The organism is Dyella sp. 01N36, assembly GCF_056399745.1.
This window is the reverse complement of sequence record NZ_JBFTRY010000120.1, coordinates 1-11,010: the sequence shown is the minus strand read 5'-3', so window position 1 is coordinate 11,010 and position 11,010 is coordinate 1. Positions and strand designations below refer to the sequence as shown.

Here is an 11,010-nt window from a genome sequence, read left to right as displayed (position 1 = left end):
GGGTGCGCTCCCACAATGGTTTCTATCGCCTTGTCAGTGCGCGCCGCCGGTAAGCTTCAACCCCAGCATCCCCAGCACCACCAGCCCTACGCAGGCCAGCCGCAACGGCGAGGCCGAATCGCCAAACAGCACGATGCCGAGAATCACCGCGCCCACCGCACCGATACCGGTCCAGATCGCGTAAGCCGTACCGATCGGCAGGCTCTTCACCGCCATCGCAAGCAGCACGATGCTGGCGATCATCGCCGATGCCGTGATCACGCTCGGCCACAGCCGCGTAAAGCCTTCGGTGTATTTCAGTCCAATCGCCCAGACCACTTCGAGCAGTCCGGCGAGCATGAGATAAATCCAGGGCATGTGGCGCTCCTCTGGATGAGAGCAGGGCCGTCCCCGCTGAAAGCACTTGCGTGCGGGGCCGTCCCCGCAGACCGGTTCCATTGCAGAACCGGTCCCGCCATTTTACCGGCAACGCCTGAATGCAGCGTCAGGGCGTGAACTTGCTGCCTAGCTCGCGGGCTTCGCGGCGTGCCCGGGCCGAATGCACGATGCCAAAGATGCCGATGGCGATCCACGCCACCTCCATCAGCAACGCAGGCCAGTTGATCGCCACGCCAAACAGCAGCGACAACACCACGCCCAGCGCGCCAAACACGTTCATCAGCTGATAGACCAGGCCATTGCCGTGCAGCTTGCGCGCCTGCAACAACAGGAAGGACGACAGCACCAGCACCACGCCGATATAACCGGCCCAGTCATACCAGAAGAACGTCATCGCTTTTCACTCCTTTGTCGCAATGCCTCGAACAACACGATGCCCGTCGCCACGGACACGTTCAAACTTTCCATCACGCCCGGCATCGGAATCTGCGCCACGAAATCGCAGGTTTCACGCGTCAGGCGGCGCATGCCCTCGCCTTCGCTGCCCAGCACGATGGCCACCGGGCCACGCATGTCGATGCTATAGACGGAGGTCTGTGTATCGCCGGCCAGGCCGGTGATCCACACGCCGGCATCTTTGAGCGTGCGCAGCGCACGGGCCAGATTGGTCGCAGCGATCAGCGGCACGCGATCGGCGCCGCCCGCCGAGGCGCGTCGCACCACGGGCGTCAGGCCGACGGCGCGATCCTTGGGCACGATCACCATGGTCGCGCCCGCCGCCGCCGCGCTGCGCAGGCAGGCGCCGAGGTTGTGCGGATCGGTGACGCCATCGAGCACCAGCACTAGCGCGTTCTGCCCGGCCTCGGTGAGAAGCCGCTCGATGTCGTTTTCCGAAGCCATCGGCGGCGCTTCGTAACGCGCCACCACGCCCTGGTGGCGGGCCTCGCCCGACACGCGGTCGAGCTCATCGCGCGAGCGATGATGCACGGGAATATTCAAAGCCTTGGCGCGGGTCGCCAGCTCCTGCACGCGCGCGTTGCGCTGGCCTTGTTCCACCAGCACTTCGCGTACGCGCGCGGCGTCGTTGCTCAGCGCGCCTTCGACCGGGTTGATCCCGACGATCCAACTGTCACTCATCGTTTGCCTTTCTTCTTTCCAGCTGTCGGTGCGTTCGTGGTGTCTTTCGGCGCAGAGGCTTTCGCCTTGCGGCCCTGGGCGGCCGCCTTCGCCTTGGCGAAAGCCCCCTTGGCAGCGGCTTTGGCCTTGGCAAAGGTGCCCTTGCCAACCGGCGCCTTGTCGCCGTCACGTGTGGCGGACTTGCGATCCGCTGGCGGCAACGACGGCAGGGACGCCGCAGGAGTGGGATTATCGCGCGCCGAGGGGCGCTCCGTCCCGCGTTTGGCCTTGGGCAACGAGTAGCGATCCCCGGCTGCAGCGTAGTTGTAGCGGCGCTCGCCGCTGGGTGGGGCCACGCCCTCCTTGCCTTCCTTGCGCGGCGTGACCAGGCGGAAGTCGATCTTGCGGTCTTCCAGGCTCGCCCGCAGCACCTGCACGCGCACGTGATCGCCGAGGCGGAACTGCGCGCCGCTGCGCTCGCCCTTCAGCAGATGGCGCACCGGATCGAAGTGGTAGTAGTCGTTGGAAAGCTGGCTGATATGCACCAGCCCCGACACCTTCGAGTCGTCCAGTTCGACGAACAAGCCGAACGAGGTCACACCGGTGACGGTGCCGTCGAACTCGCTGCCCACATGCTTGGACATCCAGGCGCACTTGAAGCGCTCGTCCACATCGCGCTCGGCCTCTTCCGCACGACGCTCGCGCTGCGAGCAATGCACGGCCATCGCGGCCATCTCGCTCGGGGTATAGCTGTACGCGGTCGGCTTGCCGCCGGCAATGGCGTAGCGGATCGCGCGATGGACCAGCAGATCCGGATAGCGGCGGATCGGCGAGGTGAAGTGCGCGTACGCCTCCAGCGCCAGGCCGAAGTGGCCGCGGTTGTCCGGCTGATACGCCGCCATGCTCTGCGAGCGCAGCAGCACCGACTGAATCAGCTCGCGCTCGGGGCGGTCGTGCACCAGGCGGAGAATGTCTGCGTAGTCACCCGGCGTCACTTCCTCAACCGGCGGCATGCGCAGCTTGAATTCGCGCAGGAAGTTCTGCAGGTCTTCGTATTTCTCAGCCGGCGGGGGTTCGTGCGCACGGAACAGCGCGGGGATCTTTTTCTTTTCGAGGAACAAGGCCGCCTGCACGTTGGCGGCGATCATGCATTCCTCGATCAGCTTGTGCGCATCGTTGCGCTCGGTGGCGCCCATCGATTCCACTTCGCCGCGCTGGTCGAGGCGGAATTTCACCTCGGGCGTTTCAAAGTCGATCGCGCCACGGCGCTTGCGCTGCGCCGCCATCAGTTTGTAGAGGCCGTGCAGATGCTCGATCTGCGGCATCACATCGGCCAGCTCGTGGCGTGCATCGGCATCGTTGAGGCCAATGGCCTGCCACACGCGGTCGTAAGTGAGGCGCGCATGCGAACGCATCACCGCGTTGTAGAACTTCGAGCGGACCACCTCGCCTTCCTCATTGATCACCATGTCGCACACCATGCACAGGCGTTCGACCTTGGGGTTCAGCGAGCAGATGCCGTTGGACAGCGTCTCCGGCAGCATCGGCACCACGAAGCCGGGGAAATAGGTGGACGTGCTGCGCTCGTAGGCCTCCTTGTCGAGCGCCGAGCCCACCTTCACGTAATGCGAGACATCGGCGATGGCGACCACCAGGCGATAGCCACCGCCGCGCTTGGGCTCGGCAAATACCGCATCGTCGAAGTCGCGCGCRTCKKCGCCGTCGATGGTCACCAGCGGCAGCGAACGCAGATCCACCCTGCCCTCGCGCTCGGCGGCGGTCACCTGCGGCTCGACCTGGGCCGCGTCGCGTATCACAGCGTCGGGCCAGTCGTGCGGCAGGTCGTGGCTGGCGATCGCCATCTCGACCAGCAGCGACGGCTGCAGGCGTTCGCCGAGCACGGCACGGATCGCGCCCATCGGACCGCGATGCGGCGTCGGCGGATCGGTGATCTCGGCCACCACGATCTGGCCGGAACGGGCGCCCATGTCCTGGCCGGGCACGATCATCACGTCCTGGTGCACGCGGCGGTCATCGGGCGCGACCAGGGTGACGCCGTTTTCGATCACCACGCGACCGACCAGTCGCGGCGAGCGGCGCTGCAGTACTTCGACAATCGCGCCCTGCTTGCGACCGCGCCGGTCGATGCCGACCACGCTGGCCAGCACGCGGTCGCCGTGCAGCACGATGCGCATCTGCTGGGGCGAGAGATACAGATCATCGCCGCCACCATCCGGACGCAGGAAGCCGTAGCCCTCGGCGTTGGCCAGCACCACGCCCTGGATCAGGTCCAGCTTGTTGGCCGGCGCATAGCCGCCGCGACGCCCCAGCAACAGTTGGCCGTCGCGCACCATGGCGCCGAGGCGCTTGCGCAGGGCATTGAGTTCGTATTCGTCAAACAGCGACAGCGCTTCGGCCATGCGCGCTTCGGTCAGCAATTCGCCGCGTTGTTCGAGCAGCGCGAGGATGGCCTCGCGGCTGGGGATGGGGCGCTCGTAACGCTGCGCTTCGCGCTCCGCGTGCGGGTCACCCACCACGCCCTCGCGCGGGCGGCTCGGTTCCACCGCCGAGCGCCGGCCGCGGCCACTGCCGCTCTTGGCGCTCTTGGGCGCGGGCGCCTTGGAACCCGGCTCCGGCTTGCTGCTGCGCGGTTCTTTTTTTCTGGTCACTTCCTATGCCTTTTTAGTTGGTTTTATGGGGCTTGCGGACTCGAGGCGTGTCGGTCCGGAAAAAATCCGTGAAAGGATAGTTGACAACCCACCGACACATGCCTAATCTACGCGGCTCACGCAGCCCAAAAAGCTCACGTGACACCTGCCCAGGTGGCGGAATTGGTAGACGCACTAGTTTCAGGTACTAGCGGGTAAAACCGTGGAGGTTCGAGTCCTCTCCTGGGCACCAATTGTAGACGAAGCCCGCAGCGATGCGGGCTTTTTCGTGTCTGGCGTTTACATGCGCATGCGACACGCCACGCGCATTCACCCAGTCACGCGCAGCGCGTGCAGTCCACCTGCGAGCGAATACACGTTCTGCCTGCCTTCGTCGCGCAACAGGCGCGCGGCATGCCCACTGCGACGGCCACTGGCGCAGACCAGCAGATAACGGCCCTCGATGAATTCTCCTGCCCGTTCGCCGACTTGAGCCGAGGGCACGTGCATCGCACCAGCGACCGGCATCGGATCGCTGACCAGCTCGTCGGCCTCGCGCACATCCACCAGCTGATAGCCGGCGGCGATGGCGTCGTCGAGTCGATCGAACGCCAGATCAATCTCCTGCTCGTCCACCGAACGGGCCAACGCGCGACGCGCCACCTCGATGCAACCGCCATGCGCGGCGCAGCCGTTGGCCATATCGATCGGCAAGTGCTGGATGCTCAGGTCGATCAGATTCACCAGCGACAATGCGCCAGCGTTCGGCTGCGGCAAGCCGAGCAGATATTTCAGCGCTTCAGTGGCCTGCATCGCACCCAGCACGCCGGGCACCGGACCGAGCACGCCTGACAGCACGCAACTGCCTACCGATTCCGGCGATGGCTCCTGCGGCCACAGGCAACGCAGACAGGGCGCACCCGCTTTGGCCGCCACGAACTGCAGCTGGCCTTCGTATTGATAAATGCTGGCCAGGATCAAAGGCGTGCCGCTGATCACGGCGGCGTCGCTGCTGAGATAGCGGCTGCGCATATCGTCGGTGCATTCGATTACCAGATCGAACTGGCCAAACACATCGACTGCATTGCCGGCATCCAGCGGCTGTGTCCACACCTGCACTTTCACCGTCGGATTGAGCGCCGTCACGCGGCGCGAAGCGAGCTCGGCCTTCAACTGGCCGATGTCGTGCGCGTCGTACATGGTCTGCCGATGCAGGTTGCTCGCATCCAGGCGATCGCCATCCACGATGCCGAGCGTGCCGATGCCCGCACCGGCGAGATAACTGATCACCGGACAGCCCAGACCACCGGCGCCGATCACCAGCGCGCGTGAGGATGCGAGCTTTGCCTGCCCTGCTTCGCCAACTTCGCGCAGCCGCGTCTGGCGCGAATAGTCGGGAACGAAGGGTGCGGCATGCGCATGGCGATGATGGTGATGAGCTTCGTGCTCATGCTCGCGGTAGACATGCGTGCAGGCGACCCAGTCCGATTCACCGGTAACGTAGTGTTCCTTCTTCCAGATCGGCAGCCGGTGCTTGATCTCATCGATGATGTAGCGACAGGCGCGAAACGCTTCGTCGCGGTGTGGCGCGGAGGCGCCGACCCATACCGCCATATCGCCGATCTTCAAATCACCTGTGCGATGCACGCAGCGCGCGTCGGTGACGCCGTAGCGCTCGATGGCTTCGGCGACGATGCGCTCGCCTTCGGCGATGGCGAGTTCCGCATAGGCCTCGTAGGACAGCCCGTCGACTTCGCGCCCTTCGTTGCTGTTGCGCACCCAGCCTTCAAACGCGCAATAGCCGCCGCTGGCCGGATGGCGCAGGCGGTCGCGCTGGCCAGTGGTATCGACGATCGTGCTGGCAAGTTCGAAACGACTCATCCGCCAGCCACCGGTGGGATGAAGACGATGGTGTCGCCATCGCGCAGCGGACGCTCCCATCCGCTGAACTGGGCATTGACCGCCACCTTGAGTGCATCGGCCGCCAGCGAGAAGCCTCGGGCGATACGCAGCTCCTCATACAGCTCGCGCAGCGAACCCGCCATGGTATCGACCTGCTCCGCACTGGTGCCGGCCTGCTCGCGCAGTTGCGCGTAGTACTGGAGGTTCACCACCGTCATGCCAAAGACTCCAGACGTTGCTGCATGGCTTGCCGTTCCTCGGGTGTATTGACGTTGTCCAGCGCATCGCCTGGCGCGGGCAACAAGATGATGTTCGATTGCATCAGCGCCTTGCGCGGGCAATAGCTGCCGTTCTCGTAGCGCTGCCGCAGCAGTGCGTGGCTGCGTGGTTCCCAGATGGCGCACAGCGGTTCGGGAAGACCGTCATGGCTGCTGGCGAACACAGTGGCATCGGCTTGCGGATCGCGCGCGTCGATCAGGCGACGCAGCGTGTCGTTGTCCAGCAACGGCAGGTCGCAGGCCAGGACCAGCCATGCGGCATCGGGATGACGTTCCTGGGCGGAGAGGATGCCGGCGACCGGCCCCACCGCGTCGTAGCTGTCCACGATTTGCGGCAGCGTGACGCGCAAGGCGTCGTCGCGCTGGCTCTCGCGCACCGACACAAACGCGCGCTCGGTCACCGATTCAAGCAATCGCCACGCGCGCAATAACTGCGGCTCGCCCTGATAGTCCAGCGCGGCCTTGTCCTGGCGCATGCGCTGGCTCGCGCCGCCGCTCAAAAGCAAACCGTAAAGCGGAGCCGGTGTGTCGCTCATGCTCGCTCCGTCGTCGAGAAATCCTGCTTGCCGCCGCTCTTGGCGACCAGCCGCACTTCCTGGATGACGATGTCGTGCGACATCGCCTTGCACATGTCGTAAATGGTCAGCGCAGCGATGCTGGCGCCGGTGAGCGCCTCCATTTCCACCCCGGTGCGGCCGTTGCAGGACACGGTGCAGTCGATCAGTGCGTGCACGCCTTCCATGCGAATGCTGACGTCGCACTTGTCGATGCTCAGCGGGTGGCACAGCGGAATAAGTTGCGGCGTGGCCTTGGCGCCCATCACGCCGGCGATCTGCGCCACCGTGAGCACCGCGCCCTTGGGCGTGACATAGCCCGCCTCGTGCAGTCGCGCGGCCACCTCGGCAGGGAACGTCACCCGCGCGCTGGCCTGGGCCGAACGGCGCGTGATCGCCTTGGCGCCGACATCGACCATGCGCGGTTGCTGCTCGTCGTCGACGTGGGATAGCTGGGTGGGTATCGCTGTCACGAACAACTCCTGAGTCTGTCCCGATTATCGGTCCAGCGGCGGCGGCAAGGATGAAGAATTTGTGTTTCCCTCACCGTCATTCCGGCGCAGGCCGGAATCCAGTAGCGGTGAGTCGGCTTGTCGCCTGGCGCCCGCTGCGAAAATCGCAACGCGTCGCCACTGGATTCCGGCCTGCGCCGGAATGACGAGCAGGGTGGCCTGCATATTTCCAGCACCCTCACCCCCCGATGTAATGCATCTCGATCTTCCGTGGCGCCTTGCCATGGTGCTCCGCCCGCTCCTCGCTGTAGCGGTCGTGACGGCCCAGCCAGGTCTGGCGCAGCAGTTCGGTCAGCGCCTCGTCGCTGGCGCCCGCGCGCAAGGGGCCGCGCAGGTCGGCGCCCTGGGTGGCGAACAGGCAGGTGTAGAGCATGCCTTCGGACGACAGGCGTGCCCGCGTACAGCCGCCGCAGAACGGCTGGCTGATGGAGGAGATCATGCCGATCTCGCCGGCCCCGTCTTCGAAGCGATAGCGCGTCGCCACTTCACCGGCGTACTTGGGCAGCACGGCGCGCAACGGCCAGCGCGCGTGGATGCGCTGGACGAGCGTCGCCGAGGGCACCACGTCATCGGCGTGCCAGTCGTTGCGATTGCCCACGTCCATGTATTCGATGAAGCGCACCACGATGCCGCTGCCGCGAAAGCGTTCCAGCAGATCGATCACCGTGTGCTCGTTCACGCCGCGCTGCACCACCGTATTGAGTTTCACGCCGTGCGGAAAAGCGGCGTTCTGCGCGGCCTCGATGCCGGCAAGCACATCGTCCAGCGCGCCACGCCCGCCGCTCATGCGGTGGAACAGCGCGGGATCAAGCGTGTCGAGGCTGATGGTGACGCGGTCGAGGCCGGCATCGCGCAATTCGGCGGCGTGCCGCGCAAGCAGCACGCCGTTGGTGGTCAGCGCGAGATCGGTGATGCCATCGAGTCGGCGCAGCCGTTCCACCAGCTCGGCCAGATGCGGCCGCAGCAAGGGCTCGCCGCCGGTAAGGCGCAGCTTGCTCACCCCCAGCGTCGCCGCCAGCCGGCACAGGCGTTCGATCTCATCGAAGCTCAGGCGCTCGTCGTTGCGCAGGAAGTTGAAGTGCTCGCCATAGGTCGATTCGGGCATGCAATACGGGCAGCGGAAATTGCAGCGATCCATCACCGAAATGCGCAGGTCGTGCAGCGAACGGCCGAGCTGGTCGACCGGCCATGCCGAGGTCTGGTTGAGACTGTTGATCGCGCTCATCTCACCACCGATAAAACGCCGCCACGCTTCCCGCAGGCGCCTTGCCCTGGCCGGGCGGCAACTGCACGAATCCCTGCGTGCGCGGCAACGAGGAAAAATCACCCGAGGTCTTGGACGGTACCGGATACGCCATCAACCGTCCCTGAGCATCCGATTGCACGCGCGCTGGCATGAAGCTCGCCAGCTGCGGATTGACGTCCACGTCGCTGTCCAGGCAGACCCATTCCGGCGCCGGGGCGAGCAGACCCTGCGCGGCGAGCAACGCCGGGCGTGCATAGCGCGTGGCGCATACCAGCGCGGAGACCGGATTGCCGGGCAAGGCGAACACTGCCTGGCCGCGCGGACCGACGCCAAACCACATCGGCTTGCCTGGCTTTTGGGCAATGCGATGAAACACCTTGCGCACGCCTTGTGCCACCAGCGCCGCGGGCACATAGTCGCGCTGCCCCATCGAGACGCCGCCAGACAGCAGCAGCACATCATGGCGCTCCAGCAGATGGGCGATGCGCTCGCCGGTGACGGCCTCGTCGTCGACGATATGTTCCATCACCACGCGCGCGAACCCATCCAGCCGCAAGGCGGCGCGTACCGCGCTGTCGTTGGAGCGGCGGATCTGCCCTTCGCCCAGCGGCGCGCCCACCTCCACCAGTTCATCGCCGGTCGACACGATGGCGATCGACGGCATCACCGCCACCGCCACGGTCGCCACGCCGTTGGCCGCCAGCAAGGCCATTTCGGCCGGCCCCAGGCGCATGCCGGGCGACAGCAGCAGGCTGCCCTGTGCGCAATCGGCAGCGCGGCGATGGATGAACTGGCCGGCCACCGGTGCGCAGTCGTCGGACAGCACATAGTCCTCGCCATCGCGCCGCAGTTGCTCGATCGGAATCACGCCATCGGCACCCTCGGGCAGCATCGCGCCGGTGGTGATTTCAAGACAGTCGTTGCCGGAGGGCAGCACTTGCCTGCGCATGCCGGCCATCTGTGCGCCCGCTACGTGCAGGCGACGGGGCATGGCGGCGGACCAGCGGATCGCGATGCCATCCATCATCACGCGGTCGAACGGCGGATGATCGTGTTCGGCGTGCACCGGCTGTCGAAGTACCCGTCCCACCGCCTCGTCCAAGGGCACGCGCTCGCTGCCAAACGAGGGCATATGTTCGGCGATCAGGGCTTCGGCTTGGCTGACGCTGGTCAATTCGCTCATGGTTTGGATCATGCAAAGAAGGGTGACCGCATGGGGTCGAGCATAGCGCGCCTCTCAGATTCCCAGCGCAACGGCTTTCACCTGCGCCCAGGCGTTGCTGCCGGGCGGCAGGCCCAGCGCATGCCATGAACGCCGCGTGATGCGGGCCAGCAACAGGCAGCCGCCGGCGTCCAGTTGCACCAGCACCTGGGAGGAGTGTCCGGCGTCCACGGCCGCGACGATCCGGCACGGCAGCTGGTTGAGCGCACTGGTGCCGGTCTGCGGTGCGGTGCTCAACACCACGTCGCGGGCGCTGATGCGGCAGCGCAAACGCTGCCCCACGCGTTCGTGGCGATAGGGCAACCACAGGCGTCCGCCAGCAAAAGCCAGCTCGATCAGCTGGTCGTGGGCGTCGTAGGCGACCACCTCGCCTTCGATCACGGCTCCCACCGCATCGCCCAGGGCCGGCGGCAGGTCCAGCCGGGTCAAGGTGTCCTGCAGGCCGCCCTGCGCCACCACATGGCCCGCTTCCATCAGCACCAGATGGTCGGCCAGCCGGGCGACTTCGTCCACGTTGTGGCTCACGTAGATCATCGGCACCTGCAGCGTGGCATGCAGGGATTCCAGGCATTCCAGCAAGTCCGTGCGGGCCGGACCGTCGAGCGCGGACAGCGGCTCGTCGAACATCAGCAAGGCCGGATCCGAGAGCAGCGCACGCACCATCGACACACGCTGGCGCTCGCCGCCGGACAGGCCGTCGACGCGACGCTCCAGCAAGGGCCGCAAGCCGAAGCGGTCGATCAGTCCGTCGCGATCCAGATGCGCCGGGCGTCCGGCGCGGCGAAAACCAAAATCCAGATTGCCCGCCACCGAGTGATGGGTGAACAGACTGGCTTCCTGGAACACGTAACCGATGCGCCGTTTATGCGGCGGCACGAACACCCGATGGCTGCTGTCCTGCCACACCGTCTGCCCGAAACTCACCCGGCCGACGGCCTCGCGCTCCAGCCCGGCCATCGCGCGCAAACAACTGGTCTTGCCCGCGCCGGAGGGGCCGAACAAGGCGGTAATGCCCCGCGGCGGCAGGGTCAGCTCGAACTCKAACGCCAGCGCGCCGCGGCGCCAGGCGAGCTTGGCGTCGAGCCCCAGCTGGCTCTCGCCAGCCCGCTCAGACACGCGCCTGCCTCCGGGTACGCAACAGCGCCATGGCAAGC

General features: G+C 66.0%; 11 protein-coding genes and 1 tRNA gene. 1 reads left to right on the top strand and 11 read right to left on the bottom strand.

Features of this window, described 5'->3' with window-relative positions; genetic code table 11:
- Positions 1-33: 33 nt before the first annotated feature.
- The 4 genes from sugE to rnr all read right to left on the bottom strand — a co-directional run bounded on the left by sugE (position 34) and on the right by rnr (position 4,163).
- Positions 34-357, bottom strand: a complete 324-nt coding sequence (gene sugE, locus AC1DMG_RS15765; RefSeq protein ID WP_477177886.1) for a quaternary ammonium compound efflux SMR transporter SugE — start codon at positions 355-357, stop codon at positions 34-36.
- Between the two features lie 127 nt (positions 358-484).
- The gene (locus AC1DMG_RS15760) at positions 485-772 is read right to left on the bottom strand and encodes a CBU_0592 family membrane protein (RefSeq protein ID WP_046970454.1); all 288 of its coding nucleotides are present in this window, start codon (positions 770-772) and stop codon (positions 485-487) included.
- Positions 769-1,515, bottom strand: coding sequence for a 23S rRNA (guanosine(2251)-2'-O)-methyltransferase RlmB (gene rlmB, locus AC1DMG_RS15755; protein ID WP_441603518.1), 747 nt, complete (start codon positions 1,513-1,515; stop codon positions 769-771). Before rlmB ends, AC1DMG_RS15760 begins: the two co-directional genes overlap by 4 nt.
- Positions 1,512-4,163 (bottom strand): ribonuclease R, encoded by a 2,652-nt coding sequence (gene rnr / locus AC1DMG_RS15750; protein WP_477180738.1) that lies wholly within the window; start codon positions 4,161-4,163, stop codon positions 1,512-1,514. Before rnr ends, rlmB begins: the two co-directional genes overlap by 4 nt.
- Positions 4,164-4,310: 147 nt before the next feature.
- On the opposite strand from rnr, the gene AC1DMG_RS15745 reads away from it, so the two are divergent.
- Positions 4,311-4,395 (top strand) — tRNA-Leu (locus AC1DMG_RS15745).
- Between the two features lie 77 nt (positions 4,396-4,472).
- On the opposite strand, the gene AC1DMG_RS15740 is transcribed toward AC1DMG_RS15745, so the two are convergent.
- The 7 genes from AC1DMG_RS15740 to modC all read right to left on the bottom strand — a co-directional run bounded on the left by AC1DMG_RS15740 (position 4,473) and on the right by modC (position 10,972).
- Entirely contained in the window at positions 4,473-6,023 is a 1,551-nt protein-coding gene (locus AC1DMG_RS15740; protein ID WP_441603520.1) for a ThiF family adenylyltransferase, read from the bottom strand.
- Positions 6,020-6,262, bottom strand: coding sequence for a MoaD/ThiS family protein (locus AC1DMG_RS15735; protein WP_441603521.1), 243 nt, complete (start codon positions 6,260-6,262; stop codon positions 6,020-6,022). The genes AC1DMG_RS15740 and AC1DMG_RS15735 overlap by 4 nt, the downstream gene beginning before the upstream one ends.
- Complete coding sequence (locus AC1DMG_RS15730; RefSeq protein WP_441603522.1) at positions 6,259-6,858, bottom strand: NTP transferase domain-containing protein; 600 nt, start codon at positions 6,856-6,858, stop codon at positions 6,259-6,261. The genes AC1DMG_RS15735 and AC1DMG_RS15730 overlap by 4 nt, the downstream gene beginning before the upstream one ends.
- The gene (moaC, locus tag AC1DMG_RS15725; protein ID WP_441603580.1) at positions 6,855-7,340 is read right to left on the bottom strand and encodes a cyclic pyranopterin monophosphate synthase MoaC; all 486 of its coding nucleotides are present in this window, start codon (positions 7,338-7,340) and stop codon (positions 6,855-6,857) included. The genes AC1DMG_RS15730 and moaC overlap by 4 nt, the downstream gene beginning before the upstream one ends.
- A 226-nt stretch (positions 7,341-7,566) precedes the next feature.
- Positions 7,567-8,613, bottom strand: coding sequence for a GTP 3',8-cyclase MoaA (gene moaA, locus AC1DMG_RS15720; protein ID WP_441603523.1), 1,047 nt, complete (start codon positions 8,611-8,613; stop codon positions 7,567-7,569).
- A 1-nt stretch (position 8,614) separates the two neighbouring features.
- Entirely contained in the window at positions 8,615-9,817 is a 1,203-nt protein-coding gene (locus AC1DMG_RS15715) for a molybdopterin molybdotransferase MoeA (protein WP_441603524.1), read from the bottom strand.
- 54 nt (positions 9,818-9,871) lie between these two features.
- The gene (gene modC, locus AC1DMG_RS15710) at positions 9,872-10,972 is read right to left on the bottom strand and encodes a molybdenum ABC transporter ATP-binding protein (protein ID WP_477180737.1); all 1,101 of its coding nucleotides are present in this window, start codon (positions 10,970-10,972) and stop codon (positions 9,872-9,874) included.
- Positions 10,973-11,010 lie beyond the last annotated feature (38 nt).

Bases quoted from the DNA above. Each gene is read 5' to 3' on its own strand.
- sugE (WP_477177886.1), bottom strand. From the start codon at position 357: ATGCCCTGGATTTATCTCATGCTCGCCGGACTGCTCGAAGTGGTCTGG.
- AC1DMG_RS15760 (WP_046970454.1), bottom strand. From the start codon at position 772: ATGACGTTCTTCTGGTATGACTGGGCCGGTTATATCGGCGTGGTGCTG.
- rlmB (WP_441603518.1), bottom strand. From the start codon at position 1,515: ATGAGTGACAGTTGGATCGTCGGGATCAACCCGGTCGAAGGCGCGCTG.
- AC1DMG_RS15740 (WP_441603520.1), bottom strand. From the start codon at position 6,023: ATGAGTCGTTTCGAACTTGCCAGCACGATCGTCGATACCACTGGCCAG.
- AC1DMG_RS15735 (WP_441603521.1), bottom strand. From the start codon at position 6,262: ATGACGGTGGTGAACCTCCAGTACTACGCGCAACTGCGCGAGCAGGCC.
- AC1DMG_RS15730 (WP_441603522.1), bottom strand. From the start codon at position 6,858: ATGAGCGACACACCGGCTCCGCTTTACGGTTTGCTTTTGAGCGGCGGC.
- moaA (WP_441603523.1), bottom strand. From the start codon at position 8,613: ATGAGCGCGATCAACAGTCTCAACCAGACCTCGGCATGGCCGGTCGAC.
- AC1DMG_RS15715 (WP_441603524.1), bottom strand. From the start codon at position 9,817: ATGAGCGAATTGACCAGCGTCAGCCAAGCCGAAGCCCTGATCGCCGAA.